At 69.2% G+C, this 26,388-nt stretch carries 22 protein-coding genes; 13 read left to right on the top strand and 9 right to left on the bottom strand.

What is annotated here, in order from left to right; translation table 11 throughout:
* Nucleotides 1-52 precede the first annotated feature (52 nt).
* The 6 genes from N5K27_RS04260 (at nucleotide 53) to purT (ending at nucleotide 7,226) form a co-directional block, all read left to right on the top strand.
* A complete protein-coding gene (locus N5K27_RS04260) occupies nucleotides 53-1,099 on the top strand; it encodes a branched-chain amino acid ABC transporter permease (RefSeq protein ID WP_087840131.1) in 1,047 nt (348 codons plus the stop codon).
* Nucleotides 1,100-1,140: 41 nt separating this feature from the next.
* Entirely contained in the window at nucleotides 1,141-2,928 is a 1,788-nt protein-coding gene (locus N5K27_RS04255; RefSeq protein ID WP_279815085.1) for a branched-chain amino acid ABC transporter ATP-binding protein/permease, read from the top strand.
* 17 nt (nucleotides 2,929-2,945) lie between these two features.
* Nucleotides 2,946-3,683, top strand: a complete 738-nt coding sequence (locus N5K27_RS04250) for an ABC transporter ATP-binding protein (RefSeq protein WP_279814872.1) — start codon at nucleotides 2,946-2,948, stop codon at nucleotides 3,681-3,683.
* Between the two features lie 11 nt (nucleotides 3,684-3,694).
* Nucleotides 3,695-5,437, top strand: a complete 1,743-nt coding sequence (locus N5K27_RS04245; RefSeq protein WP_279814870.1) for an acyl-CoA dehydrogenase — start codon at nucleotides 3,695-3,697, stop codon at nucleotides 5,435-5,437.
* The gene (locus N5K27_RS04240) at nucleotides 5,424-5,924 is read left to right on the top strand and encodes a MarR family transcriptional regulator (RefSeq protein WP_165962990.1); all 501 of its coding nucleotides are present in this window, start codon (nucleotides 5,424-5,426) and stop codon (nucleotides 5,922-5,924) included. Before N5K27_RS04245 ends, N5K27_RS04240 begins: the two co-directional genes overlap by 14 nt.
* Nucleotides 5,925-6,002: 78 nt before the next feature.
* Nucleotides 6,003-7,226 carry a formate-dependent phosphoribosylglycinamide formyltransferase gene (gene purT, locus N5K27_RS04235; protein WP_087840126.1) on the top strand — a complete coding sequence of 408 codons (1,224 nt, stop codon included), beginning with the start codon at nucleotides 6,003-6,005 and terminating at the stop codon, nucleotides 7,224-7,226.
* On the opposite strand, the gene N5K27_RS04230 is transcribed toward purT, so the two are convergent.
* Complete coding sequence (locus N5K27_RS04230) at nucleotides 7,213-8,142, bottom strand: BMP family ABC transporter substrate-binding protein (RefSeq protein WP_087840125.1); 930 nt, start codon at nucleotides 8,140-8,142, stop codon at nucleotides 7,213-7,215. The genes purT and N5K27_RS04230 overlap by 14 nt on opposite strands.
* Nucleotides 8,143-8,286: 144 nt before the next feature.
* Nucleotides 8,287-9,888, bottom strand: coding sequence for an ABC-F family ATPase (locus N5K27_RS04225; protein ID WP_165962989.1), 1,602 nt, complete (start codon nucleotides 9,886-9,888; stop codon nucleotides 8,287-8,289).
* 416 nt (nucleotides 9,889-10,304) lie between these two features.
* Between N5K27_RS04225 and N5K27_RS04220 the strand changes: the two genes are divergently transcribed.
* From N5K27_RS04220 to mnhG, 6 genes are read left to right on the top strand one after another with little or no spacing between them, the layout of a single operon-like run.
* The gene (locus N5K27_RS04220; protein WP_087840123.1) at nucleotides 10,305-13,220 is read left to right on the top strand and encodes a monovalent cation/H+ antiporter subunit A; all 2,916 of its coding nucleotides are present in this window, start codon (nucleotides 10,305-10,307) and stop codon (nucleotides 13,218-13,220) included.
* A complete protein-coding gene (locus N5K27_RS04215; protein WP_124689566.1) occupies nucleotides 13,211-13,552 on the top strand; it encodes a Na+/H+ antiporter subunit C in 342 nt (113 codons plus the stop codon). The genes N5K27_RS04220 and N5K27_RS04215 overlap by 10 nt, the downstream gene beginning before the upstream one ends.
* Nucleotides 13,549-15,195 carry a monovalent cation/H+ antiporter subunit D gene (locus tag N5K27_RS04210; RefSeq protein ID WP_279814861.1) on the top strand — a complete coding sequence of 549 codons (1,647 nt, stop codon included), beginning with the start codon at nucleotides 13,549-13,551 and terminating at the stop codon, nucleotides 15,193-15,195. Before N5K27_RS04215 ends, N5K27_RS04210 begins: the two co-directional genes overlap by 4 nt.
* Nucleotides 15,192-15,683: a Na+/H+ antiporter subunit E gene (locus N5K27_RS04205; RefSeq protein WP_176400792.1), complete on the top strand. Its 492-nt coding sequence runs from the start codon at nucleotides 15,192-15,194 to the stop codon at nucleotides 15,681-15,683. The genes N5K27_RS04210 and N5K27_RS04205 overlap by 4 nt, the downstream gene beginning before the upstream one ends.
* The gene (locus N5K27_RS04200) at nucleotides 15,680-15,958 is read left to right on the top strand and encodes a K+/H+ antiporter subunit F (RefSeq protein ID WP_087840121.1); all 279 of its coding nucleotides are present in this window, start codon (nucleotides 15,680-15,682) and stop codon (nucleotides 15,956-15,958) included. Before N5K27_RS04205 ends, N5K27_RS04200 begins: the two co-directional genes overlap by 4 nt.
* The gene (gene mnhG / locus N5K27_RS04195; RefSeq protein ID WP_087840120.1) at nucleotides 15,955-16,389 is read left to right on the top strand and encodes a monovalent cation/H(+) antiporter subunit G; all 435 of its coding nucleotides are present in this window, start codon (nucleotides 15,955-15,957) and stop codon (nucleotides 16,387-16,389) included. Before N5K27_RS04200 ends, mnhG begins: the two co-directional genes overlap by 4 nt.
* Nucleotides 16,390-16,456: 67 nt before the next feature.
* Here the strand turns inward: mnhG and N5K27_RS04190 are convergent, their stop codons facing one another.
* Together N5K27_RS04190 and tadA are read right to left on the bottom strand one after the other, a co-directional pair.
* On the bottom strand, nucleotides 16,457-17,485 hold the full coding sequence (locus N5K27_RS04190) for an LD-carboxypeptidase (RefSeq protein ID WP_279814857.1): 1,029 nt from the start codon (nucleotides 17,483-17,485) through the stop codon (nucleotides 16,457-16,459).
* Nucleotides 17,482-17,982, bottom strand: a complete 501-nt coding sequence (gene tadA / locus N5K27_RS04185) for a tRNA adenosine(34) deaminase TadA (protein ID WP_279814855.1) — start codon at nucleotides 17,980-17,982, stop codon at nucleotides 17,482-17,484. Before tadA ends, N5K27_RS04190 begins: the two co-directional genes overlap by 4 nt.
* A gap of 166 nt (nucleotides 17,983-18,148) precedes the next feature.
* Here tadA and N5K27_RS04180 point away from each other — a divergent pair, with 166 nt between their 5' ends.
* Entirely contained in the window at nucleotides 18,149-20,029 is a 1,881-nt protein-coding gene (locus tag N5K27_RS04180; protein ID WP_087840281.1) for a choice-of-anchor I family protein, read from the top strand.
* 22 nt (nucleotides 20,030-20,051) lie between these two features.
* On the opposite strand, the gene N5K27_RS04175 is transcribed toward N5K27_RS04180, so the two are convergent.
* From N5K27_RS04175 to N5K27_RS04155, 5 genes are all read right to left on the bottom strand, one after another.
* Complete coding sequence (locus tag N5K27_RS04175) at nucleotides 20,052-21,260, bottom strand: MFS transporter (RefSeq protein ID WP_243724342.1); 1,209 nt, start codon at nucleotides 21,258-21,260, stop codon at nucleotides 20,052-20,054.
* 85 nt (nucleotides 21,261-21,345) lie between these two features.
* Nucleotides 21,346-21,525 carry a hypothetical protein gene (locus tag N5K27_RS04170; RefSeq protein WP_140416884.1) on the bottom strand — a complete coding sequence of 60 codons (180 nt, stop codon included), beginning with the start codon at nucleotides 21,523-21,525 and terminating at the stop codon, nucleotides 21,346-21,348.
* A gap of 32 nt (nucleotides 21,526-21,557) precedes the next feature.
* Nucleotides 21,558-23,912: a CHASE2 domain-containing protein gene (locus tag N5K27_RS04165; protein ID WP_279814851.1), complete on the bottom strand. Its 2,355-nt coding sequence runs from the start codon at nucleotides 23,910-23,912 to the stop codon at nucleotides 21,558-21,560.
* 15 nt (nucleotides 23,913-23,927) lie between these two features.
* On the bottom strand, nucleotides 23,928-25,604 hold the full coding sequence (locus tag N5K27_RS04160) for a FecR domain-containing protein (RefSeq protein WP_132978847.1): 1,677 nt from the start codon (nucleotides 25,602-25,604) through the stop codon (nucleotides 23,928-23,930).
* Nucleotides 25,601-26,323 (bottom strand): response regulator transcription factor, encoded by a 723-nt coding sequence (locus N5K27_RS04155; RefSeq protein WP_087840115.1) that lies wholly within the window; start codon nucleotides 26,321-26,323, stop codon nucleotides 25,601-25,603. The genes N5K27_RS04160 and N5K27_RS04155 overlap by 4 nt, the downstream gene beginning before the upstream one ends.
* Nucleotides 26,324-26,388: the final 65 nt, after the last annotated feature.

Here is a 26,388-nt window from a genome sequence, read left to right as displayed (position 1 = left end):
ACGGCCGGCGTGCGGGCGCCGGCCCCTCCCACTCCATACCAAGAGTTTGCACATGGACTTGACGATAGCCGGCGTCTTGACGCTGGACGGCCTGACCAACGGCGCGATCTACGCGCTGCTGGGCATCGCCACTGTCCTGATCTTCACCGTTACGCGCATCCTGTTCATTCCCCAGGGGGAATTCGTCGCCTTCGGCGCGCTGACCCTCGCCCTGTTCCAGACCGGCCAGGTGCCCGGCACGGTCTGGCTGCTGCTGGTTGCTTCGGCCGCGGCCTTCCTGCTCGACCTGCGCATCCTGCTGCGCACCCCCGCCGCGCCGGGCCGATCGCGCACCGTCCTGCGCCTGGCTCTGGGCCAGCTGGCCCTGCCGGCCGTGATCGCCGCCGTCTCGGTCTGGGCAGCGCCACGGGACCTGCCCATCCTGCTCCAGGGCCTGCTGACGCTGCTGATCGTCACGCCGCTGGGTCCCCTCACCTATCGCCTCGCCTACCAGTCCATCGCCGAGGCCAGCGTACTGGTGCTGCTCATCGTCTCGGTGGGCGTCCATTTCGTGTTGCTGGGCCTGGCGCTGTTCTTCTTCGGCGCCGAAGGGTTCCGCAATCCGCCCTTCGTCGACGCCCGCTATGCGCTGGGGCCGCTCAGCCTGTCCGGGCAGGTCGTCGCCATCTTCATCGCCTTCGTCCTGCTGATGGTGCTGCTCAAGCTCTTCTTCGGCCGCACGCTGTACGGCAAGGCCTTGCGCGCCACCGCCGTCAACCGCCTGGGCGCGCGCCTCCTGGCGATTTCGGCCGACGCCGCCGGCAAGCTGGCGTTCGCGATGGCAGCCTTCATCGGCGCCTTGTCCGGCCTGCTGATCGGCTCGACCACGACGGTCTTCTACGATTCCGGCTTCCTGATCGGACTGAAGGGCTTCATCGCCGCCGTCGGCGGCGGACTCGCCAGCTACCCTGCCACCGCCGTGGGTGCGCTGCTGCTGGGCGTGGCCGAATCCTTCGGCTCGTTCTGGGCCAGTTCGCTGAAGGAAGCCATCGTCTTCACGCTGATCCTGCCGGTGCTGCTGTGGCGCTCGCTCTACACCCCTCATCACGAAGAACACTGATGAAGCACCATTCCGACACCCTGCGGGCCGCCGCGCCCGACATGGCCCGCCGGCCCGGCGGCTACCCGGTGCGCGCCGCGGTCTTCGCGCTGTTCGTCGCGGCCCTGCTGGCGCTGCCGCTGCTGCCGGTGCCCGAATTCTGGATCACCCAGCTCAACTACATCGGCCTGTATGCGATCGTCGTGGTCGGCGTCGTCCTGCTGACCGGCATGGCCGGCCTGACGTCCTTCGGGCAGGCGGCCTTCGTCGGCCTGGGCGCCTATGCCACCGGCGTGCTGTCGGTCACCTACGGCGTCTCGCCCTGGCTGGGGCTGCTGGCGGGGCTGGCGGTCACGGCCTGCGCGGCGCTGCTGATCGGCCCGCTTACCCTGCGCATGTCGGGCCACTACCTGCCCGTCGCCACCATCGCGTGGGGGCTCGCGGTGTTCTACCTGCTCAGCAGCATCGACTGGCTGGGCAAGTACGATGGCCTGATGGGCATCGCGCCGGTGTCCATCGGCAGCCTGGTCTTCGACACCGGTCGCTCGCAGTTCTATCTGATCTGGGCCTTTGCGCTGGCCGCCATGCTGGTCGCCGGCTGGCTGCTGGATTCACGCAGCGGACGGGCCATCCGCGCGCTGCGCGACGGCACCGTGCTGGCGGAGGCCATGGGCGTGAACACGCTGCGCTACAAGATCGGCGTGTTCGTCCTGGCCGCGCTGTTCGCCTCGGTCTCGGGCTGGCTGTTCGCCCATTTCCAGCGCAGCGTGAACCCCTCGCCCTTCGGGCTCCACATGGGCATCCAGTACCTTTTCATGGCCGTGCTGGGCGGCTTGGGTTCGGTATGGGGCGCGCTGACGGGCGCGGCGGCGGTCAAGCTGATCGAGGACCAGCTCCAGGTGCTGATTCCCGCCTTGCTGGGCCGCACCGGCAGCTTCGAGGTCATCGCCTTCGGCATCATCCTGGTGCTGGTGCTCAAGTACGCCCGCCAAGGCATCTGGTCCTTCCTCGACGGCCTGGCGCCACGCGCGCGCCGCCGGCGCGACTGGGCCGAGGCCGCCGCGCTGCCGGTACGCCCCAAGCCCGAACGCGGCGCCGTCGTACTCGAGGGCAAGGGCCTGCGGCGCCAGTTCGGCGGCCTGGTGGCGGTCAACGACGTGGACCTGGCGGTGCGCGCCGGCGACATCGTCGGGCTGATCGGCCCCAACGGCGCCGGCAAGTCCACCACCTTCCACCTGCTGAGCGGCGTGCTGGCGCTGAGCGCGGGCGAGATCCTGCTGCACGGCCGGCGCGTGGACGGGCTGCCCTCGCGCGTGATCGCCAGCCGGGGCCTGGCCCGTACCTTCCAGCACGTCAAGATGATTCCCGACATGAGCGTGCTGGAGAACGTCGCGCTGGGCGCGCACCTGCGCGGCGGCACGGGCCCCTTGCGTTCCATGCTGCGGCTGGACCGCCCGCAGGAGCGCAGTCTGCTGCGGGAGGCCGAAGCGCAACTGGTGCGGGTGGGGCTGGGCGAACACCTGCACGAGCCGGCCGGCAACCTGGCCATGGGCCTGCAACGCCTGATGGAGATCGCCCGCGCGCTGTGCAGCGACCCCGCCGTGCTGCTGCTGGACGAACCCGCGGCCGGCCTGCGCCACTTCGAGAAACAGGCCCTGGCCAAGGTGCTGCGCCAGTTGCGCGAAGAAGGCATGGGGATCCTGCTGGTCGAGCACGACATGGACCTGATGATGAACGTGGCCGACCGCATCGTCGTGATGGAGTTCGGCACCCGCCTGATGGAAGGCACGCCCGCCGAGGTTCGCGCCAGCCCCGCGGTGCGCGCGGCCTATCTCGGCACGGAACATTGATATTGATGGAGCGCCCCATGAACCAGGCATTGCTGAAAGTCTCGGACCTGCACGCGGGCTACGGCCGGGCCGAGGTCCTGCACGGCATCGGCCTGCGGGCCGAGCGAGGCTCGGTCGTGACGGTGATCGGCCCCAACGGCGCCGGCAAGTCGACCCTGCTCAACACCCTGATCGGCGCCGTGGGCGCGCGCGGCCGGATCGACTATGAAGGCCGGGACATCGCCCACATGCGCCTGGAGGACCGGGCCATGCTGGGGATCTCGCTGGTGCCCGAGAAGCGCGAACTCTTCTCCAGCATGACGGTCGAGGACAACCTCGTGCTGGGTGCTTTTCGCCAGGTGCGGCTGCGCAACCGCGCATGCATGGAAACGCTGGACGAGATCTACGCCATGTTCGGCCGGCTGCATGAACGGCGCCACCAGCTGGCCGGCACGCTGTCGGGCGGCGAACGCCAGATGCTGGCGGTGGGCCGCGCGCTGATGAGCCGGCCCGAACTGCTGATGCTGGACGAACCCAGCCTGGGGCTCGCGCCCCGCGTCGTCGCCGAGGTTTTCGAAGTGATCGAGCGCCTGCGCCGCACCGGCGTGACCATCCTGCTGGTCGAGCAGAACGCGCGCGCCGCGCTCGAGGTCGCCGACTACGGCTACGTGCTGGAAATGGGAGAGATCTCGCTGCATGGACCGGCCCGCGAACTGGCCGGCGACGACCGCGTGGTCGACAGCTACCTGGGAGCCGCGCCGGCTCCCGCTCTGTAAGAGGACGAACCGTGCGCCGCTACGTGCCGCCGCTGGAAGACATGTTGTTCGTGATCGAGCGCGTGCTGCATGCCCCGGGTCAATGGGCGACCCTGCCCGGGCTGGCCGACCCCGGCATCGAGACGGCCCGGCACGTGCTGGCCGAGGCTGGACGCTTCGCCGCCGAAGTGCTGGCGCCGCTGAACGCGGTGGGCGATCGCGAAGGCTGCGCCTACGCGGACGGACGGGTCGCGACCCCCACCGGTTTCGCCGCCGCCTACCGCGCCTATGTCGATGCCGGCTGGGCCAGCCTGGGCTGCGCTCCCGAATGGGGCGGCCAGGGCCTGCCTCATCTGCTCGAGGCCGTCATCCAGGAGATGCTGGTGTCGGCCAACCATGCATGGTCCATGTATCCGGGCCTGCTGCACGGCGCCTATGCCTGCCTGGCGGCCCACGGCGACGCCGCCTTGAAGGCGCGCTACCTGCCCCGGCTGGCCAGCGGGGAATGGCTGTGCACCATGTGCCTGACCGAACCGCAGGCCGGCTCGGACCTGGGGCGCATCCGCACCTGCGCCACCGAGCGCGACGGCGCCTATGTCATCGACGGCGGCAAGCTCTTCATCTCCGGGGGCGAGCATGACCTGACCGACAACATCGTGCACCTGGTCCTGGCCCGCCATCCCGGCGGCCCGCCGGGGCCGCGGGGCCTGTCGCTGTTCCTGGTGCCGAAGATCCTGCCCGAGACCGGCCAGCGCAACGGCGTGTACTGCGACGGCGTGGAAAGCAAGCTCGGCATACGCGGCAGCGCCACCTGCTCCATGCGCTTCGAGAACGCACGCGGCTGGCTGCTGGGGGAGCCCTGCAAGGGCCTCGCGGCCATGTTCGTGATGATGAACGCCGCGCGGCTGGGCGTTGGCCTGCAAGGGGTGGCCCACGGCGAAGCCGCCTACAAACACGCGCTGCGCTATGCCCGCGAGCGCATCCAGGGACGCCCCGTGCCCGGCATCGCAGCGGGCACGGATCCCGTGCCCATCGCCCTTCATCCGGCCGTGCACGCCAGCTTGGCGGCGCAGCGCTGCGCGGTCGAAGGCGCGCGCATGCTGGCCTACTGGACGGCGCAACTGCTGGACGAATCCGAATACGCGGCCTCTCCGGACCAGCGCCGCCACGCGCACGAACGCCTGGCGCTATTGACTCCCATGGTCAAGGCCTGGGCCACGCGGGCGGGGTTCGAGGTCGCCGACCAGGCCCTGCAGGTGTTCGGCGGCCACGGCTACATCGAGGAAACCGGCGCCGCGCAGGCGTTGCGGGACAGCCGCATCCCGCCCATCTACGAAGGCACGAACGAAATCCAGGCGGTGGACCTGCTGGTGCGCAAGGTAATCGCCGACGGCGGCGCGGCCTACGGCCGCCTGCTGGACGAACTGGAGGCGGCGGCCCGCCACGACGGCCAGGGGCTGGAACAGCAGGCCGTCCAGCTGGATGCGCTGGCCGCGCATCGCCGCCTGCTGGCCGATATCGTCCAGGACTCGGCCCGGGATCCCGGCTACCCGTACCGTGCCGCGGACGATTTCCTGCGCGCCACCGCCCTGCTCTGCCTGGGCCGCTGGTGGCTCAAGGTGCTGGCGCTGTCCCGCGAAGGCGGCGCGGCGCCGCGCGGCAAGGCCGCAACGGCCCGCCATTTCTTCGATACCGTGTTGCCAGGGATAGCCCATGTCGAACATCGCATACGGTGCGCCCGGCGCGCGCTGCCCGAACTCGATGACTGCGATTGAAACCCCGCCCGGCCTCGAACGGCCGGACGACGGCCGGAATCGGCGGGGCGGCCTGGACCGGCGCAGGCTGGACCATCTGCTCGGCTTCATGACCTCGCTGGCGGACGCCACCCTGCGCAAGGCCTTCGTCGCGCACCTGGGCGACCTGAAACTGCGTCCGGTCGAGTTCTCCATCCTGGCGCTCCTGGCCGTCAACCAGCGGGTCACGCAGAAAAAGCTCTGCCTGGCGCTGGACACGCCGGCGCCCAACCTCGTCGTCGTCCTGACCCGGCTGCAGGAGCGCGGGCTGCTGCGCCGCATACGCAGCGACGAGGATAGGCGCGAACAGCATGTGCAACTGACCGACGAAGGCAGGCAATTGGCCGATCGCGCCCATGCGCGATCCCTGGCCATGGAGGCCGAGGCCCTGTCGGTGCTGACCGAGGGCGAACGGCTGCTGCTGGCCGAGCTGTTGCGCAAGATCGCCGCCGGAGGCCGCCGGACCTGAGGTCGGCCGCGCGGGCGGCGCAGCAAGACCCGCCGGTTCGCGCTACATTTCGGTTTTCGCTTCTGGACGACCCCCGCGATGACCGCCACCCGTTTCCCCACCCTGGGCACCCCGCTCTCCCCCGCAGCCGTGCGCGTCATGCTCCTGGGCTCCGGCGAGCTCGGCAAGGAGGTCATCATCGCCCTCCAGCGGCTGGGTGTGGAAGTCATCGCCGTCGACCGCTATGCCGACGCCCCTGGCCACCAGGTCGCGCATCACGCCCGCACCGTCGCCATGACCGACCGGGATGCGCTGAAGGCGCTGATCGAGGCCGAGCGGCCGGACATCATCGTCCCCGAGATCGAGGCCATCGCCACCGACCTGCTGGTCGAACTGGAGGCCGCCGGCGTGGCTCGCGTCACGCCCACCGCCCGCGCCGCCCAGTTGACGATGAACCGCGAGGGCATACGGCGCCTGGCGGCCGAAACCCTGGGCCTGCCCACCTCGCCCTACCGCTTCGCCGCGACCCGCGAGGAATTGCAGGCCGCCATCGACCAGCACATCGGCTACCCGTGCATCGTCAAGCCCGTCATGTCCTCTTCCGGCAAGGGCCAGTCCAAGCTCGACGGACCTCAGGACGTGGAACGCGCCTGGCGCTATGCGCAGGAAGGCGGCCGGGTGGGCGCCGGCCGGGTCATCGTCGAGGGCTTCGTGCGCTTCGACTACGAGATCACCCTGCTGACCGTCCGCTCGCGCGGGGCCGACGGCCAGGATCGCACCGATTTCTGCGAGCCCATCGGCCACGTGCAGGTGGACGGCGACTACGTCGAGAGCTGGCAACCCCACCCCATGTCGCCCGCTGCCCTGGCCCGCTCCCGCGAGATCGCCGCCAAGGTCACGGGCGAGCTGGGCGGCTACGGCATCTTCGGCGTCGAGCTGTTCGTGGCGGGCGACGAGGTCTGGTTCTCCGAAGTCAGCCCGCGCCCGCACGACACCGGCATGGTCACCATGATCTCGCAGGTCCAGAACGAGTTCGAACTGCATGCCCGGGCCTTCCTGGGGCTGCCGGTGGACACCTCGCTGCGCCAGCCCGGTGCGAGCAGCGTGATCTACGGCGGGATCGAGGCGGGCGCGGTGGCCTTCGACGGCGTGGCCCAGGCGCTGGCCGAGTCGGGCACCGACCTGCGGCTGTTCGGCAAGCCGGAGTCCTTCGTCAAGCGCCGCATGGGCGTCGGGCTGGCCTCGGCCGCCACCGTGGACGAGGCCCGGGCCAAGGCCAAGCGTGTCTCGTCGGCGGTCACGCCGCGCGCTATATCCGGCTGAGCAGCCCGCTCAGGTCGAATTCCCGTCCCGAATATTCGCGGCTGGGAACGACCTCGCCCCGCACCAGGGCCTGGCTCCATTCCTCGACGGCCTGCCGCGTGGACGCCCCGGCCAGCGGGCTGAGCGCCAGCCGGACGTATTCGGGGCGCTCCACCCCGTAGTCGGTACGGGTACCGAAGGGCAGGCTGCCCTCGGCATGGTCCTGGATGGCCGCCGCGATGCAGCGGCCGGTATCGGAAATGGCCGACCCCACGAACAGCTTCGGATCGGTCTCGGTCCAGTCGACGATTGCACCAATCTGGCGCAGCCGGAACTTCTGGCAGGCCAGCACCGCACCCGGCCGGCCACCATCGACGGCCGCGAACACCACGTCCACGCCGCGCTTGGCCATGGCTTCGCAGGTCTCGAAGGCCAACCCCTCGTCGTCCTGGCTGCCGCAAAAGGACGTCATCATGCCCATGCCCGGCGACTGCCGCATCGCCCCGTCCACATAGGCCGCCCGCGCCCACAGCGCTGCCTCGGTCTTGACCGCCGACAGGTGGCCCAGCCCGCCGGTGCGGCTCTCGGCGGCCGCCGCGACGCCGGCCAGGAAGGCCGACTGCTCCTGCTTGACGCCATAGACCGCGCAGTTCTCGGCCAGGTGCGACCCCTGGATGACGACGAAATGGATGTGGGGGAAGCGTTCGGCGGCCATGGCCACCGGATAGTCGCCGGCGCTGCCGTAGGCCACGACCAGGTCGGCGCCGTGGTGGCAGACGTCGATCACGCGCGCCGCGCGTATGGCCGGGCCCGTGGACTCGATCCAGATCAGTTCGACCTGGCGTCCCGCGCGCCGGGCAATTTCCACGCCCGCCACGCCGCACTGGTTGAAGCTGCCATAGCCGGGGGACCCGAAGAGCAGGACCTTGACCCGCATGGCTCAGCCCGCCGCGCCGGGTACCCCCGGCGCCGTGAGGATGGCGATAGACAAAGATTTCCGCATCGTCTTCTCCTTGGCGGTGGACGGGATGCCACCGGACTCGAAGCAGACCAAAGCAATCTTCGTGCCGTTCTGCCCCGGTCAGTCCTCGATGCCGCGCGAGGCCAGGTACTCGTCGTACGTGCCCTTGTAGTCGATGAGCTGGCCGTCGGGCAGTATCTCGATGATACGACTGGCCAGGCCCGACACGAACTCGCGGTCGTGCGACACGAAGAACAGCGTACCCTGGAATTTCTCGAGCGCCAGTTGCAGCGACTCGATCGACTCCATGTCCAGGTGGTTGGTCGGTTCGTCCAGCAGCAGCACGTTGTGCTTGCGCAGCATGAGCTTGCCGAACATCATCCGGTTCTTCTCGCCGCCCGACAGCACGCCCACGGCCTTGCCGATGTCGTCGCTCGAGAACAGGAGGCGCCCCAGCACCGAGCGGATGGCCTGGTCGTCGTCGCCCGGCTGGCGCCACTGGCCCATCCAGTCGAAGACGTTGTCCTCGGTCTGGAAATTGTCGGAGACGTCCTGCGCCATGTAGCCGAGGTTGGCGTTCTCGGACCACTTGATCGTGCCCTGGTCGGGCGCCAGGTCGCCGGCCAGCATGCGCAGCAGCGTGGTCTTGCCCACGCCGTTGGCGCCGATGATGGCGATCTTCTCGCCAGCCTCGACCATGGCCGAGTACTTCGGGATGACGGGCTTGTCGTAGGCCTTGACGATGCCCTCGATCTCGACCGCCTGGCGGTGCATGACCTTGGCCAGCTCGAAGCGGATGTAGGGGTTCTGGCGCGACGACGGCTTGACCTCGACCGTCTCGGCCTTGAGCTTGTCGATCTGCTTCAGGCGCGACGTGGCCTGGCGGGCCTTGGACTTGTTGGCCGAGAAGCGGCGCACGAAATCCTGCAATTCGGTGATGCGCTCCTTGGCCTTGGCGTTCGAGCTCATCAGGCGCTCGCGCGCCTGGGCCGAGGCCAGCATGTAGTCGTCGTAGTTGCCGGGATAGATGCGCACTTCGCGATAGTCCAGGTCGGCCATGTGGGTGCAGACCTGGTTCAGGAAGTGGCGATCGTGGCTGATGATGATCATCGTCGACTGGTACTGGTTCAGCACCGTTTCCAGCCAGCGGATCGTATTGATGTCGAGGTTGTTGGTCGGCTCGTCCAGCAGCAGCACGTCGGGATTGGAGAACAGCGCCTGCGCCAGCAGCACCCGCAGCTTCCAGCCCGGCGCGATCTCGCGCATCGGCTGCTGGTGCTGCTCGACCGGGATTTCCAGGCCCAGCAGCAATTCGCCGGCTCGGGCCTCCGCCGTGTAGCCGTCGTACTCGGCGAACTTGGCCTCGAGGTCGGCCGCCCGCATGTAGTCTTCGTCGGTGGCGTCGGGATTGGCGTAGATCGCGTCCCGCTCGCTCATGGCCTGCCACATTTCCGCGTGGCCCATCAGCACGACGTCCAGCACGCGCACGTCTTCGTAGGCGAACTGGTCCTGGCGCAGCTTGCCCAGGCGCGTGTTCGGCTCGAGCGAGACGTTGCCGGCCGACGGTTCGAGGTCGCCGCCGATGATCTTCATCAGCGTCGATTTGCCGCTGCCGTTCGCACCGATGAGGCCATAGCGGTTGCCTTCCCCGAACTTGACCGAGACATTCTCGAACAGGGGTTTGGGACCGAACTGGATGGTGAGGTTGGCGGTGGAAATCACGGCGGAAACGGGCTCGCAAAAAAGAGAAACGTCGCGCGCAAGCATGACGAAAGCGCGAAGATCAACCTATTAGTGTAACAGCCCGGATTCGGGTTGACCCGAACATTTACACAATGCCCGCCAACGGCGACGGGGCAGCCCGTGCCGCCCAGCACGGCTCCGCCGTTTGTTACCATTGGGCGCATAGCCACGAAGCCGGAACTGCGGCCGGCAACGTGCGCACGCCTCTCCTGGACACGATGGCGTCCCCGGAGCGGGCGCCCCGCGGCCGGCGCGGGACGCCTTCCGGCGAACGCCCATGGCGCAAGACCGAGCGCGGGACCATACCCGCCCCGTGTCCCGGCTAGGTGCGTTCTTTGTTGCTCGCATCTGCGTTGCCCCACCCATACCTATATCAAAGAGAGTGACCGCCACCCATGTCCTTGCTGATTCTCCTAGCGCTTCCCTTCGCCGGCAGTGTCTTGGCGGCCTTGCTGCCCGCCAATGCGCGAAACCGAGAAGCCTGGCTTGCCGGTTTGGTCGCATTGGCGGGAACGGTACAGGCCGCCCTGCTCTACCCCGAGGTGTCGTACGGCGGCGTGGTCCGCTACGAATTTGCCTGGCTGCCTTCGCTGGGGCTCGATTTCGTCCTGCGCATGGACGGGCTGGCCTGGATATTCACCCTGATGATCAGCGGCATCGGCCTGCTGGTCGTGCTGTACGCGCGCTACTACATGTCGCCGGAAGATCCGGTGCCGCGCTTCTTCTCTTTCTTCCTCGCCTTCATGGGCGCCATGCTGGGCGTGGTCCTGTCCGGCAACCTGATCCAGCTCGCCCTGTTCTGGGAACTGACCAGCCTGGTGTCCTTCCTGCTGATCGGCTACTGGCACCACCGGCCCGACGCACGGCGCGGGGCGCGCATGGCGCTCACGGTCACGGCCGCCGGCGGCCTGTGCCTGTTCGCCGGCATCCTGGTGCTGGGGCACATCGTCGGCAGCTATGACCTCGAAGCGGTGCTGTCCTCGGGCGAGCTGATCCGCTCCCACCCCGTCTACGAAGTGGCGCTGGTCCTGATCGCGCTGGGCGCGCTCACCAAGAGCGCCCAGTTTCCCTTCCACTTCTGGCTTCCCCACGCCATGGCGGCGCCCACGCCCGTGTCCGCCTACCTGCACTCGGCCACCATGGTCAAGGCCGGCGTCTTCCTGCTCGCGCGGCTGTGGCCGGTGCTGGCCGGCACCGAGGAATGGTTCTGGATCATCGGGGGAGCGGGCCTGTGCACGCTGCTGCTGGGCGCCTATACCGCGATATTCCAGCAGGACCTGAAGGGGCTGCTGGCCTACTCCACCATCAGCCACCTGGGGCTGATCACGCTGCTGCTGGGCCTGGGCAGCCCGCTGGCGCTGGTGGCGGCGGTCTTCCACATCATGAACCACGCGACCTTCAAGGCCTCGCTGTTCATGGCGGCCGGCATCATCGACCACGAATGCGGCACCCGCGACATCCGCCGGCTCAGCGGGCTGGCGCAGGTCATGCCCATCACCGCCACGCTGGCCATGGTGGCCGGGGCCGCGATGGCCGGCGTGCCGCTGCTGAACGGCTTCATTTCCAAGGAGATGTTCTTCACCGAGGCCGTGGTGGTCGGCAACGCCGTGGGCATGAGCCATGCACTGCCCATCGCCGCCACCGTGGCGGGCGCCTTCAGCGTGGCCTATTCGTGGCGCTTCCTGCACGACGTGTTCTTCGGGCCGCCGCCGCACGACCTGCCGCGCACGCCGCACGAGGCCCCCCGCTGGATGCGCTTTCCGGCCGAGGTCCTGGCCTTCCTGTGCCTGGCCGTGGGCGTGGCGCCCGGCTACACCATCGCCCCCTTCCTGGCCACCGCGGTACGCGCCATCCTGGGCGACGCGGTGCCCAGCTACAGCCTGGCCATCTGGCATGGCTTCAACCTGCCGCTGGTCATGAGCTTCGTGGCGCTGGTGGGTGGATCGGCGCTGTACCTGATCCTGCAGAAGACCTTGCGCCTGAGCACGGTCGAGCGCCTGCCGCTGTTCTACAAATTCAACGGCAAGCGGGCCTTCGAGCGCGTCATGAGCTTCGCCATCGGCCTGGCCGACCGGCTGACCAACAGCCTGGGCGCACGCGGACTGCAATCCCAGTTGCTGGGCATCGTCGCCTTCGCCATCCTGGTGGCCGCCGTCACGCTGTACGGCCAGCCGCTGCTGCTGCCCGCCGTCCAGACCTCGCCCATCGACCCGACCTTCGCCATCCTGTGGCTGATCGGCATCGCCTGCGCCATCGGCACCGCCTACCAGGCCAAGTATCACCGTCTGGCCTCGCTGATCATGATGGGCGGCGCCGGGCTGGTCACCTGCATCACCTTCGTCTGGTTCTCCGCCCCCGACCTGGCGCTGACGCAGCTGCTGGTCGAGGTGGTCACCACCATCCTGCTGCTGCTCGGCCTGCGCTGGCTGCCGCGCCGCAAGGAACCCCGGGAACTCGGCATACGCGTGCCGGCCATGGCCTGGGTGCACCGCGTGCGCGACCTGGCCATCGCCGTGGCGGGCGGCGCCGGCATGGCGCTGCTGGCCTACGCCGTGCTGACGCGCCCCTATCCCGACACCATCTCCAACTATTTCCTGGAGCGGGCGTTGACCGAAGGCGGCGGCACCAACGTCGTCAACGTGCTGCTGGTGGATTTCCGCGGCTTCGACACGCTGGGCGAGATCTCGGTGCTGGGCATCGTCGCGCTGACCGTCTACGCGCTGCTGCGGCGTTTCCGCCCGGCTCCCGAGAGCATCGCCCTGCCCCACCAGCAGATCGACCAGGGCAAGACCGACGCCGCCGCGCGCGCCGGCGACGATCCGGCCGTGGGCTACCTGCTGATGCCCTCGGTGCTGATCCGGCTCGCGCTGCCCATCATCGCGCTGTTCGCCGTCTTCCTGTTCATGCGCGGGCACAACCTGCCCGGAGGCGGCTTCGTCGCCGGGTTGACGCTGTCGGTGGCCTTCATCCTGCAGTACATGGTGGGCGGTACCGCCTGGGTCGAATCCAAGATGCGCCTGCATCCCCAGCGCTGGATAGGCCTGGGCCTGCTGTTTGCCGTGCTGACCGGCATGGGGGCCTGGCTGTTCGGCTATCCCTTCCTGACCTCGCACGGTGCCCACCTGCACCTGCCCCTGGTGGGCGAGATCCACGTGCCCAGCGCCTTTCTTTTCGACCTGGGCGTGTTCAGCCTGGTCGTCGGAGCCACGATGCTTATCCTTACCGCCCTGGGCCACCAGTCCATACGCAGCCACCGCGCCGCGCAGCAGGCCGAGGCCGAGCTCCCCCGGGGAGGTGCCCGGTGGAAGTGATCATCGCCATCGCCATCGGCGCGCTGGGCGGCTCGGGCATCTGGCTGCTGCTGCGGCCCCGGACCTTCCAGGTCATCATGGGCATCTCGCTGGTGTCCTATGCCGTGAACCTGTTCATCTTCTCGATGGGCAAGCTGTCGCTGGACCAGATCCCCATCCTGCGCGCCAGCCGCGCCAGCGAGGTCGCCGACTACGCCGATCCGCTGCCCCAGGCGCTGGTCCTGACCGCGATCGTCATCGGCTTCGCGATGACCGCGCTCTTCCTGGTCCTCATGCTCGCCTCGCGCGGCCTGAGCGGCACCGACCACGTGGACGGCAGGGAGGGTGAATGATGCTGTCCTGGCATGACCATCTCATGATCGTCCCCATCGTCCTGCCCATGCTGGTGGCCGGCCTGATGCTGCTGCTGGGCGAGGGCCGCGCCACGGCCAAGGCCGTGGTCAACGTGGTGGCCACCGTGGCGCTGCTGGCCGTGGCGATCGCGCTGCTGCGGCAGGCGGACGCCGGGCCGGTGCGGGTCGCGGTCTACCTGGCCGCCAACTGGCCGGCGCCCTTCGGCATCGCGCTGGCGCTGGACCGGCTGTCGGCCATCATGCTGCTGCTGACCGCCATCATGGCGCTGGGCTCCCTGCTGTACTCGCTGGCCAGGTGGCACCGCGCGGGGGTTCATTTCCATCCGCTGTTCCAGCTCCAGCTCATGGGCCTCAACGGCGCCTTCCTGACGGCGGACCTGTTCAACCTGTTCGTGTTCTTCGAAATCCTGCTGGCGGCCTCCTATGGCTTGCTGCTGCACGGATCCGGGCCGCAGCGGGTCAAGGCGGGCCTGCACTACATCGCCGTCAACCTGGTCGGGTCGTCGTTGTTCCTGATCGGCGTGGCGCTGATCTACGGCGTGACCGGCACGCTGAACATGGCCGACGTGGCCGTGCGCATCGGCCAGGTCGCGGGCTCGGACCGCATGCTGATGGAGGCCGGCGCCGCCATCCTGGGCGTGGCCTTCCTGATCAAGGCGGGCGCCTGGCCGCTGAACTTCTGGCTGCCGCCCTCGTACGCCGCCGCCTCGCCGCCCGCCGCCGCCCTGTTCTCCATCATGACCAAGGTGGGCGTGTACGTGATCCTGCGGCTCTCGCTGCTGATGTTCGGCGAGCAGGCCGGCGAGTCCAGCGGCTTCGTCCAGCAATGGATCCTGTACATCGGGCTGGCGACGCTGACCTTCGGCACGCTGGGCATGCTGGCCTCGCAGAACACCGGACGCCTGGCGGGCTTCGCGGTCATCATTTCCTCGGGCACGCTGCTGTCGGCCATAGGCTTCGGCCGCGACAGCGTGACGGCCGCGGCCCTGTTCTACCTGGTCAGCTCGACCCTGGCGCTGGGGGCCTTCTTCCTGCTGCAGGAACTGATGGAGCGCAGCCGGACCTTCGGCGCCGACCTGCTGGCGGTCACGCTGGAAGCCTTCGGCCTGGACCGCTCGGTCGACGCGGAAGAAGACATGAGCACGACCGACATCGGCGTGGCCATTCCCGCCGCCATGGCCTTCCTGGGGCTCAGCTTCATCGCGTGCGCCCTGGTGCTGTCCGGGCTGCCGCCGCTGTCGGGCTTCGTCGCCAAGTTCGCGCTGCTGACCACCATCCTGAACCCCGACGGCCTCACCCCCGAGGTCGGCAATCCCGAACCGGTGCTGGCCTGGGTGCTGCTGGGCCTGCTGGTGGTCTCGGGCCTGACGACCGTGGTGTCGCTGACCCGCATCGGCATACGCGCCTTCTGGGTCCCCTCCGGCCGCGCCCAGCCCCGGCTGCGCGTGATCGAGGTCTTTCCCATCGCCGCCATGCTGGTGCTGGGCATCGTGCTGATGGTCCAGGCCCAGCCCGCGATGCGCTATTTCACCGACACCGCCCGTGCCCTGCACCATCCCGGCGACTACGTGCGCGGCATCATGTCGGCCCGGCAGGCCGGCCCCGGAGGCGCCAACCCATGATCAGACGCATCGTTCCCTGGCCGCTCACCTCGCTGTTCCTGCTGGCGATGTGGCTGCTGCTCAACCAGACGCTCTCGCTCGGCCACATCCTGCTGGGCACCCTGCTGGCCATTGCCGTGCCGCTGTGGACCGCGCCGCTGCGGCCCGTCAGAGCCACCTTGCGCCGGCCCGGCGTGGCCCTGAAGCTGCTGGGCGTCGTCATCCTGGACAGCATCAAGTCCAATTTCGACGTCGCGCGGGTCATCCTGGGCTCGAAGTCCAGGCGCGACAATTCCGGGTTCATCCGGATGCCGCTGGTCCTGCGGGACCCGCACGGCCTGACCACCCTGGCGCTGATCCTGACCGCGATCCCGGGCACCGTCTGCATCGAGCTCGCCGACGACAAGAGCTGGCTGCTGATCCACGTGCTGGACCTGAACGACGAGCAGTACTGGATCGATACGATCCATAGCCGCTACGAACAACCGCTGATGGAGATCTTCGAATGAATGGCATGCTCGAATGGGCCAGCCTGTGCTCGCTGCTGTGCATCGCCATCGCCATGCTGCTGGCCACGCTGCGGCTGCTGAAGGGCCCGGCCGCGCAGGACCGGGTGCTGGCGCTGGACACCATGTACATCTGCGCGATGCTGATGCTGCTGGTGCTGGGCATACGGACCGGCAGCACCGAGTATTTCGAGGCCGCCGTCACCATCGCGCTGCTGGGCTTCGTCAGCTCGGTGGCGCTGGCCAAGTTCCTGCTGCGCGGCGAGGTGATCGAATGACGGACGGGATGACCTTGCCGCTGTGGGCGGAGATCCTGACTTCGCTGCTGCTGGTGGCGGGCGGCCTGCTGACGCTGGTCGGTTGCCTGGGGCTGTGGCGCTTCCACAGCTTCTATCAGCGCATGCACGGGCCCACGCTGGGAGCGACGATGGGGATGGTGTTCATCGTGCTGGCCTCGATGCTGTACTTCACGATGACGGACGAAGGGCCGGCGTTGCATGAGGTGCTGATCGCGGTGTTCCTGACGATGACGGTGCCGGCGACGACGCTGATGCTGGCGCGGGCGGCGCTGTATCGGCATAGGCGTGCGGGAAAGGACGTGCCGTTGCCGGACGGGGACGCGACCGCTGCGCGGTTCCGTACCGATACGCTGGATGACGAGCGCTATTACTCCGTGGACGAGAAAAAAGGCCCTCCCCCTACGCCCTGACGGACGCCCCTCGAGAGGGCGGCACTGGCGGACCGGCCAAGCCGGATCCGCGGCGCCCTGGCAAACTTCAATGTCCGTGCGGAAAGACCAGGTAGGCCATGCCGGCTTCGGTCGCCAGGCCGATCTTCGCTCCCACCGGGAGCGTGGCCTTGGTCTTCACGTGGCCGAACGGCAGACCCGTCACGACCGGAATCCTCACTTCGCGGCGCAGCCACCGCACGACCGAGCCCAGGTCGTAGCCGGCGTCGTGCGGGGTCAGCTTGTAGTCGGTGAAGCTGCCCAGCACGATGGCCTTCTGGCGGGCCAGCACGCCGGCCTGGGCCAGTTGCACCAGCATGCGTTCGACCCGGTACGGGTGTTCGTTGACGTCTTCCAGGAACAGGATGCCCCGGGTGCGCGGGAAATACGGGGTGCCCAGCAGCGAGACCAGCACCGCCAGGTTGCCGCCCCACAGGATGCCTCGGCAGTCGACCGGGTCGGAGCCTTCCGACTCGAAGCTCAGGATTTCCAGTTCGCCGCGCAGGGTCTCGCCGAACATCGCCGCGGTCAGGTCGTCCACGCGTTTGCCGCCGAAGTCGAAGGCCGCCATCGGGCCGGCATAGCTGACCGCGCTCGTGCTGGCCAGCAGCGCAAGCTGGAAGAAGGTGAAGTCGCTATGTCCGACGAAGCGCTTGCCGCTGTCGGCCATGGCCTTCCAGTCGATGCGCGGCAGCAGGCGCGACAGGCCGTAGCCGCCCCGGGTCGCCATCACGATGGGATGCTTCTGGGTGATTGCCCGGGTCAGCGCGGCCAGCCGCTGGTCGTCCGTGCCGGCGAAGCGCTCGTGGCGGACCAGGGCGCCCCGGTCCGCCACCGGATGGAAGCCCTGCGCCTTCAGGTGCTCCCGCGCGCGCGCGATGACCTCGGGATCGGGCACCGCGCCCGAGGGCGAGACGAGGTAGATGCCGGGCCGGCTTCCCAGGGACGGGAAGCCCCGACCGGGCCCATGGGCGTGGTCATGGCCATGATGGTGGCCGCCGGCCTCGTCATGCGGGTGGCCATGATGCGCGTCGTGGTCGTGGTGGGCGTCGGCGGGAGAAGAACGGCGTCGGTTCATGCGGACTCGGAAGTAAGTGGCGGGCCGCCGCGGGCGGCCTCGCGTTTCTGGCGGAAGAAAGCGCGGAGCAGCTCGCCGCATTCGGTGGCGAGCACGCCGCCCTCGACCCGGGTCTGGTGGTTCAGCACGGCGATGGACGGCAGGTCCAGCACGCCGCCGCAGGCTCCGGTCTTGGGGTCGGGCGCGCCGTACACCACGCGCGCCAGCCGCGCGTGCAGCATGGCGCCCATGCACATGGCGCAGGGTTCGAGGGTGACGTATAGCGTGGCGCCGGGCAGGCGGTAGTTGCCGGCCGCCAGGCAGGCCGCGCGCAGCGCCTGGATCTCGGCGTGGGCGGTGGGGTCGTGGCTGCCGACCGGCCGGTTGGCGCCCTCGCCCAGGATGCGGCCCGAGGCGTCGCAGACCACGGCACCGACCGGCACCTCGCCGTCGCGCCAGGCTTGCTCGGCCAGCGCCAGCGCGCGCCGCATCAGGATGACATCGGGAGAGTCGGACATGGGAGGGAAGGAATGAACCGCCGCATTCTACCGCGCGCGGCGGCTCCGACCGGTTCCGGGCTCGGCCGGGGATCCTTACATATGACTGTCATGTTACTCCGTCATGATGCGGCGCTTGTCCAACCCACCCCACCGAACGATGACATTCGCCACCCAGCCCTCGCGCATGACGATCCTTGCCCGCAGCTTGTGCGCCCTGGCGGTCGCCATCCCCTTGGCAGCCTGCCTGGGCGATGGCGGCGACGACGCGGCGCCCACCACGCCGCCCGTGACCCCGCCTCCCGCCGCCGAGCCGACGCCCAAGAGCATCAGCCTGAAGATGCTGGGTCGCTATTCCGCCGGCCAGTTCGGCGTCAGCGCCGCCGAAATCCCCGCCTTCGACGCGGCCAGCAAGCGCGGCTTCGTCGTCAACGCCCGCAACGGCGTGGTCGACGTGCTGGATCTGAGCACGCCCGCCAGCCCCAAGCACATCGGCACCATCGATGCCTCGACCATCTCGACCGGCGCCGAGATCAACAGCGTCGCCGTCCACGACGGCATCGTCGCCGTCGCCATCCAGGCCGCGAAGAAGACGGATCCGGGCTTCGCCGCGCTGTACAAGGCCGACACGCTGGCCCTGCTGGGCAAGGTGGGCGTGGGCGCCCTGCCCGACATGCTGGCCTTCACCCCCGACGGCAAGACCCTGCTGGTCGCCAACGAGGGCGAGCCCAGCGACGACTACCACGTCGACCCGGCGGGTTCGATCAGCGTCATCGACGTCTCCAACCCCGCCGCGCCGTCGGCCAGGGTGGCCGGCTTCACCGCCTGGAACGGCAAGGAAGCCGAACTGCGCGCCAAGGGCGTGCGCATCTTCGGGCCCAAGGCCAGCGCCTCCCAGGATTTCGAACCCGAATACATCGCCGTGTCCGCCGACGGCAAGACGGCATGGGCCACGCTGCAGGAGAACAACGCCCTGGCGCGCATCGACATCGCCACGGCCACCGTGACCGACATCCTGCCGCTGGGCTACAAGGACCATGGCCTGGAAGCCAACGCGCTGGACGCCAGCGACGAGCCCGCCAAGCTGGACATCCGCACCTTTCCCGGCGTGCGCGGCATGTACCTGCCCGACGCCATCGCCTCCTACACCGCGGGCGGCAAGACCTATCTCGTGACGGCCAACGAAGGCGACGCCCGGGCCTGGGGCGAGGACGATGATGCTTACTGGGCTGGCGACGCCGGCAAGGGCTTCGTCGAGGAATTCCGCGTCAAGCATCTGGTCCATGCCAGCGGCTTCGCCCGCCGCCGTGGCGATGACCTGCCCCCGCAGCTGGACGCGCTGGCCGCCGGCGCCCTGCTGAACCCCGAGACCTTCGCCTACTGCGGCGCCACGGCCGGCAAGCCGGGGGCCTGCCGCGACGACGACGTCCTGGGCCGCCTGCAGATCTCGTGGACCATGGGTTATCGCCAGGACGCCAGTGGCAAGCCGGTCAAGTTCAACGCCCAGGGCATCGAGGACCCGACCGGCGATCGCATCATGTACGACCACCTGTACGCCTACGGCGGCCGTTCGTTCTCCATCTGGGACCAGGACGGCAAGCTGGTGTGGGATTCGGGCGCGCAGTTCGAGCGCATGCTGGCCAGCGACTCGTGCAAGCTCGGCCCCGACCGCGACGTACCCTGCGCCACCTACTTCAACACCGGCCATGACGAGAAAGCCACTTTCGACAGCCGCAGCGACGCCAAGGGCCCCGAACCCGAAGGCGTGGAAATCGGCGTCATGGGCGACAAGACCTTCGCCTTCATCGGCCTGGAGCGCATGGGCGGCGTGATGGTCTACGACATCACCGATCCCAAGGCGCCGGTGTTCATGGATTACTTCAACACCCGCGCCAATTGGACGGACGAGCCTTCGAACGAGAACCTTGCCAAGATGGGCGACCTCGGTCCCGAAGGCCTGAAGTTCGTACCCGCGGCGAAGTCGCCCACGGGCCAGCCGCTGCTGATCGTCGGCAACGAGGTCAGCGGAACGACAGCCATCTACGAAGTATCGCGCGTGCTGGAGTGACCGGCATGCCGGGGCGCCAGGCTCAGGCGCCCCGCTGCGGTTCCCTGCCCATGCCGAACACGATGACGGCGAAGGAGATGGCGCAGGCGGCCAGGCCGGCCAGGAAGGCCGCGCGATAGCCGTAGGCACCGATCAGCAGGCCCGCCAGCGGCCCGGTCACGCCCGAGGTGATGTCCACGAAGGCCAGGAATCCGCCCACGGCCACGCCCCGGCTCTCGGGCGGCACGCGGCGCATGGCCTCCACGCCCATGGCCGGGAACACCAGCGAAAATCCCACGCCCGTCAAGGTGGCGCCTGCCAGCGCGAAACCGGGGCTGGGCGCCATCCACAACAGGAACTGGCCCAGGGCCTCGATCACCAGCGAGATGGCCGCGACCTTGCGTCCGCCCAGCTGGTCGGGCAGCCTGCCGAAGAACAGCCGGACCAGGATGTAGCCCGCGGCGAATCCCGTCAGGGCCAGGCCGGCGCCATCCCAGCCACGGCTTGCGAAGTACAGCACCACGAAGGCGGTCAGCACCGCGAAGGGCGCCGAGGCGAGCGACAGCGCGCCGCCCTGCCGCCAGATCATGCCGATCACGCGCAGGAACGGCACCTGCTTCCTGGCCCCGCCGACCACGGGCACCGGCGGCACGCGCCAGGCGATCGCCAGGCCCAGCAGCGGGAAGGCGACGGTGGCCAGCCCGACGGCCAGGAAGTCGACCTGCTGCATGACCCAGACGCCCAGCGGCGCGCCCAGGCCGAGCGCCGCGAACATCGCAATACCCTGCCAGGACATCACGATGCCGGTGCGCTGCGGCCCCACCCGGCCGATGCCCCAGGTCATGGTGCCGGTCAGGAACAGGCTTTCGGCCGGCCCCATCAACACGCGGCCGACGACCAGCACCGCAAGCGCAAGCGACGGATGGGGAATCAGCGCCGAGGCCACGTAGAGCAGCCCCGCCATGGCGGCCATGGGCAATCCCATCATCACCGACTGGCGCGGCCCGTGCCTGTCGACGTAGGTACCGGCGAACTTGCGGGTCAGGATCGTGGTCAACGGCTGCAGGCCGATGATCCAGCCCACGACCAGCGGGCTGAAGTCGAGCACGCCGTTCACGTAGAGCGGCAGCGCTGGAAGCGGCAGGCCGACGGCCAGGAAGCCGGAAAAGACGATGGCGACCAGCGGCAGCAGGCGCAGCGCGGATTCGTGGGAGGAAGGAGAGGAGACGGAAGGAGAGGCGTTGTTCATCATCGGACGTCGATAAGCGGCGCACACGGGCCCGGCGGGCTGGCGCGACGTTCAGCGCGTTGGATGACGTTAACGCTTACGACTGCGGTCAGGAAGACAGGACGGCATCATACCATTCCGACCCGGGCGCCCCTTTGCATATCGCCGCCTGCGGCGGATAGACGACGACCAGATCGGTCCAGATCTGCCGCGCATTCAGCCAGATCAGGCCGAACGGCGCAGCCATCGCCGCGCACAGGATGAGTATCACCAATAATCGTTCAGCCATTCGTACCACTGACTTCGTAGACAGCCTGCAGTCTACGCGTGTCCGCCGCGGCCACTCGCCCGGGGTTCAGTGTTGTTTACCGTGGCAGGCAGGAACAGCCGGAATTCGCTGCCCTGCCCCGGCGCGCTCTGGCACTCTATCTTTCCGCCATGCCGCTCGACTACGGCCTTGACGAAGGCCAGGCCCAGCCCGAAACCCGGTTCGTCGCCGTCCGCCGCGCCACCCACGCGCGAGAACTCCTGGAACAGGCGGGCCTGGTCCTCGGCGGCGATGCCTCGTCCCTGGTCCCGCACCGCGATGCACCACAGGTCTTCCCGGCGCACCATGCGGCAATCCACCCGCGTATGCGGCGGGCTGTACTTGATCGCGTTGCCGATCAGGTTGATCAGGGCGCGCGTCAGTTGCGCACGGTCGCCGCGCAGCGGCGCGCCGTCGTCCGGCACGTCGGCATCGAGTTCGATGTGCTTGGCCTGGGCCAGGCTCCAGCATTCGTCGGCGGCGTCCAGGACCACGTCCGTACCCTCGAATACGTCGTCGCGGACCGGCGCCGTCGCCAGCCGTGCCAGCTCGACGAACGATTCCGCCAGGGCCTGCGTGCGCAGCACGTAGCGCCGGATGCGGTCCAGGAGTTCGTCCTGCGGAAGTTCGCCGGGGTCGCTGCGATGCAGGTCCAGCAGGGCCAGGATGGCCCCCTGCGGCGACCGGATGTCGTGCGACAGGAAGCGCAGGGCCTGGTCGCGCTTGCGCTCTGCCTCGCGCAGCGGATTGATGTCGACCAGCGTGGCGATCCAGGCGGTCTCGCCGCCCTCTTCTCCCGCGCACCGCGCATACTCGAACAGGAAGGCCCGCCCGGCGGCATCGCGGCATTCGGCGAAATGTCCCGGCGCCACCGCCGCGGGCCAGCTGAGCGGGCCGCCGCCCACCAGCGTGAAATCCGCCAGCAGGCGGGCCATCTCCTCGCCCTTGGCGGCGGCCGCGCCGAACTGCCGCACGGCTTCGCGATTGGCAAGCAGGACGCGGCCGTCCTCGCCCACCGCCAGCGCCGCCTCGGGCAGGCTTTCTATCACGGACGACATGAAGGCCTGCACGTCCAGCAAGCGCCCCGTGGCGCGGGCCAGGTCGTGGATCCGCCGGTCGATGAGGTCGCCGGCCGGCGCGGCCGCATCCTGCGGCAGCACCGCGCCATGGCGCTTCAACCGGCCCAGTTCGTCCACCAGATAACCGGCCGCGCGTTCCAGGCGCCGCCAGTTCCATCCCAGGTAGAAAGCCGCGATGGCCAGCACCGCCGCGCCGGGCGGCCACCAGACGCCCTCGGCCAGCAGCATGGCGCCGCTCGCTGCCGCCGCCACGCCTATCCCCGCCACCGATGCCGCCAGCGCCCAGCCCGGCGCGAACAGCCAAAGCGCCGGCAGCATCGCCGCCACCAGCAGTACCGTCAGCAGCGCCCCCGCCCACGGGGCGATGACGCGGCGCGCCGTTCCCGACATCAGGTTGTCGATCACGTTGGCGGAAATCTCCACCCCCGGGGTGAAGCTGTGGCGCGCCGACAAGGGCGTGGGATAGACGTCCCCCAGGCCCGCCGCGGTGGATCCGACCAGCACGATGCGTCCGTCCAGCGCGCCGTCGGGCAGCTCGCCCGCCAGCACCTGGGCGGCGGAAACAGTGCGATAGGTTCCGGCGGGCCCGGCATAGTCGATATGTATCCAGAAATCCCGCCACCATGCCTCCGGTGCCGTCTCCGGGCCAGCCGGCGCCCGGTTCCCCGGCAGCGGCCGGGCGACGGCCCTGCCGGCGATCTGCAGCAGCGCCAGCGCGAAGTGGTTCCACTGGCGGTCCCGGGTGCCTTCGCGCAGGAAGACGCTGCGCACCACGCCGTCGGCGTCCGGTTCGACCGAGACATGCCCCAGTGACCGGGCCGCGGCGGCAAGCGGCGGCACCGGCAGCATGGCCTGCACCCTGCCGCCCGTGTCGGCGGTGAAGACCGGAAGCACGACGTTGCCGCTGCGGCGGATGGCTTCGGCCATGCGCAGGTCCACCGACGGATCGGCCGACGGCTCGGACAGCAGCAGGTCCAGGCCCAGCGCGGCCGGCGACTGTTGGGCGATGCGCTCGATCAGGTCGATCTGCTGGTCGCGGCTCCACGGCCAGCGGCCCACCTTCGCCAGGCTGGCCTCGTCGATGGCCACCACCACGATGTCCTGGCTCGGCACGGCGGGATCCAGCCGGCTGAGGAAGTCGTACAGGGCCGCGTCCAGACGGCCCAGGCCGTTCTGCCAGGCCAGCAAGGCAGCCAGCAGCAAGCCCGCGACGACCGAGATGCCGCGGACCGCGGCCCGGGGCCGCCCGGGCCCCGGGCGCAGCGTGGCGGATGCGGCCTGGCGGTCCATGCGCGTGAACAGGCCCTAGGGAAGCTGGATTTCCTGGCCGTCACCCGATCGCAACGCACCGTCCCCGCTGCGGACCGTGCGATTGACGCGGAAGCGCTGCGGACGCGTGAAATCGCGCACATAGCCGTCGCTGTCCGTCGCCTGGATGCGGACGAAATACTCGCCGGCGGGCAAGGACTCGAGCGCCCATTTGCGCTCCGTGATGCGGCGCTCGGCGGCGATGCCGGCAAAGCCGGCGTCGCGCGCGACCTGGACGAGGTAGTTCTGCCCTTCCTCGCCGTCCCAGGTCAGCACGACTTCGTCGCCCTGCTGGCTCATGCCGAGCTTGCCGCCCACGGGCAGGCGCACCATGAAGCGGCGCGGATCGCTGTAGGGTCCGGCATCGGGTCTGCCGTCCTTGCCCTGGACGACACTGCCCACGCGCCAGAAGTAGTTGCCCGAGGCCAGCCCGCGCACGGCGTGGGAATCCGTGGACAGCATGCTTTCGTCGACGAAGGGGTTGGCGAAGGCCTGGTCGCGCGACACCTGCAGGCGGTAGCCGATGGTGCCGTCCGCGCCCGTCCAGCGGAGCACGGCCTCGGTCTGCTCGACCACGCCACCGTCGGGCGGCGCGATGGTGACCGGCGGCTCGGGCCGGGCCTTGAGCTTGATCGGCCAGGTGACCGGGCGGCCCTCGATGCCCTGCGCGTCGACGCCATTGATCCGCACCACGTAGTCGCCGTCGTCGAGGCCGGCGAAGCGCACGCGCGGCGTGGCGGTCACGAGGTTGCTGACCACCTGTTCGGCGGCATGGGCGGGCCAGATGAAGGCGCGGTACGAGGCCGCGCCGGCCAGCGCGGGAAACGCCAGATCGATGATGGGTCGCTGCTGCAATGCCTGGACGCCGGACAGGTCCGGCGCCGCCAGCAACGGCGACAGCGTGGCGGTCGGCGCATCGGTGGCGACCGCGCCCCCCAGGCCCGCAGCGACCCGCGCGGTCGAGCCCGAACGCGCCACGCGCAGTTCGACTTCCCCCTCCAGCACGTCGCTGGTGGCCGAGCTGCCCTCGCGCATCGAGACGCCGAACTCGGTACCTCGCACGCCGGCGGCCATCAGCGGCGTGTCGACCTGGAAACGGCTGCCCGTGGGCCGCTGCGGCGAGACGCGCGATTCGACACGGCCCTTGTCCAGCACCAGCGAGGTGTCGGCGCGCTTCTTCGTCAGGCTGTACTTCAGGCGTTCCAGGCGCAGTTCGGAGTCGCCCGCCACGCGCACCACCGAGCCGTCCGCCATCTCCAGCGTGGCAAAGCCGCCGGCATCGGTGCTCAGGCGATCGCCGTCGATCAGCCGCATGTCGCGTTCCAGCGCGCCGGTCGAGCCGCTGCGCGTCGTATAGCGCACGCCTCCCGAGACGTGGACCACGCGCGCGCCGCCGGGCTTCTTGCGCAGCAGCGCGTCGGGCACGACGATGACCGAACCCGGCTTGAGCCTGAGCGGATTGGGATTGCCGTTCTCGCGGGCCAGGGCCTGCCATTGGCCGGGGTCTTCCAGGTAGGCCTGGGCGAGGTCATACAAGGTGTCGCCGTCGCGCACCAGGTGACGCACCGGCTCAGCCTGCTGGGCATGGGCCGGCGCCGTGCCGAACACGCAAGCGGCGGCGATGGCCCACGCGGACAGCCGGATGCCGGCGTCCATGCTGGGTAGGTTCTTCATAGAGGGTCGTCGTTGGATTCGTTCGTTGCCGGCGGGTCGGCCAGTATCTCGAAGCGGTAGCCCAGCCCGTAGACCGGCACCAGCCGCACGCCGTTGTGCGGCCGCAGGTCGAGCTTGCGTCGCAGTTGCGACATGTGCGTGGTGACGGTGCGCGTGTCGATGGCGCTCGTGCCCCACAGTTCCTCGAGCAGGTGCTCGTGCGTCAGCAGCCGCCCCAGGTTGCGGAACAGGTACAGCGCCAGCTCGTATTCCTTGGGCTTGAGTTCGACCGGCTCGCCCTTGATCCGCGCTTCCCGGCGGTGCAGGTCGAAGGTATAGACTCCGAAGCCCGGCTGGCTCGGGCGCGAAGCCTCGGGATAGGCCCGGCGCAGCAGCGCGGCCACCCGGGCCTGCAGTTCGATGGGCCGGATGGGCTTGGCCATGTAGTCGTCGGCACCCGCCTGAAGCCCGTCGACCACGTCCTGCTCTTCGTCGCGGCTGGTGACGAACAGCACCGGCAGCTGCGGCGGCAGGTTGCGACGGATCCACCCCAGGATCTCGGGGCCTTCGATGTGCGGCACGTGCCAATCCAGCACGAACATGTCGTAGCTCTGGCGATGGAGGTCGCGCAACATCGCCCTGCCGTCCTCGAACAGATGGCAGTCGTGCCCCGCCTGCAGCAGCGTCTTTTCTATGATCCGGGCATGTGCCGGATCGTCTTCCAGTATGGCGATGCGCACCTGGCCCCCGAAAGATCGATGTAAAGCCAGCGCATTTTATAACGGGGCGCGCCGCGACGCCCGGA

Source organism: Pigmentiphaga sp. GD03639 (assembly GCF_029845405.1).
Taxonomy (GTDB): domain Bacteria; phylum Pseudomonadota; class Gammaproteobacteria; order Burkholderiales; family Burkholderiaceae_B; genus Pigmentiphaga; species Pigmentiphaga daeguensis.
The sequence above is the reverse complement of the archived record's forward strand: the minus strand, read 5'-3'. Positions and strand labels throughout refer to the sequence as shown.

Coding starts and splice junctions, on each gene's coding strand:
- N5K27_RS04210 (WP_279814861.1), top strand. CDS start 13,549: ATGATGCTGTCCTGGCATGACCATCTCATGATCGTCCCCATCGTCCTG.
- N5K27_RS04250 (WP_279814872.1), top strand. CDS start 2,946: ATGAACCAGGCATTGCTGAAAGTCTCGGACCTGCACGCGGGCTACGGC.
- N5K27_RS04170 (WP_140416884.1), bottom strand. CDS start 21,525: ATGGCTGAACGATTATTGGTGATACTCATCCTGTGCGCGGCGATGGCT.
- N5K27_RS04255 (WP_279815085.1), top strand. CDS start 1,141: ATGGCCCGCCGGCCCGGCGGCTACCCGGTGCGCGCCGCGGTCTTCGCG.
- N5K27_RS04230 (WP_087840125.1), bottom strand. CDS start 8,142: ATGCGGGTCAAGGTCCTGCTCTTCGGGTCCCCCGGCTATGGCAGCTTC.
- N5K27_RS04220 (WP_087840123.1), top strand. CDS start 10,305: ATGTCCTTGCTGATTCTCCTAGCGCTTCCCTTCGCCGGCAGTGTCTTG.
- N5K27_RS04205 (WP_176400792.1), top strand. CDS start 15,192: ATGATCAGACGCATCGTTCCCTGGCCGCTCACCTCGCTGTTCCTGCTG.
- N5K27_RS04180 (WP_087840281.1), top strand. CDS start 18,149: ATGACGATCCTTGCCCGCAGCTTGTGCGCCCTGGCGGTCGCCATCCCC.
- N5K27_RS04260 (WP_087840131.1), top strand. CDS start 53: ATGGACTTGACGATAGCCGGCGTCTTGACGCTGGACGGCCTGACCAAC.
- N5K27_RS04175 (WP_243724342.1), bottom strand. CDS start 21,260: ATGATGAACAACGCCTCTCCTTCCGTCTCCTCTCCTTCCTCCCACGAA.
- N5K27_RS04240 (WP_165962990.1), top strand. CDS start 5,424: ATGACTGCGATTGAAACCCCGCCCGGCCTCGAACGGCCGGACGACGGC.
- purT (WP_087840126.1), top strand. CDS start 6,003: ATGACCGCCACCCGTTTCCCCACCCTGGGCACCCCGCTCTCCCCCGCA.
- mnhG (WP_087840120.1), top strand. CDS start 15,955: ATGACGGACGGGATGACCTTGCCGCTGTGGGCGGAGATCCTGACTTCG.
- N5K27_RS04160 (WP_132978847.1), bottom strand. CDS start 25,604: ATGAAGAACCTACCCAGCATGGACGCCGGCATCCGGCTGTCCGCGTGG.
- N5K27_RS04200 (WP_087840121.1), top strand. CDS start 15,680: ATGAATGGCATGCTCGAATGGGCCAGCCTGTGCTCGCTGCTGTGCATC.
- tadA (WP_279814855.1), bottom strand. CDS start 17,982: ATGTCCGACTCTCCCGATGTCATCCTGATGCGGCGCGCGCTGGCGCTG.
- N5K27_RS04190 (WP_279814857.1), bottom strand. CDS start 17,485: ATGAACCGACGCCGTTCTTCTCCCGCCGACGCCCACCACGACCACGAC.
- N5K27_RS04165 (WP_279814851.1), bottom strand. CDS start 23,912: ATGGACCGCCAGGCCGCATCCGCCACGCTGCGCCCGGGGCCCGGGCGG.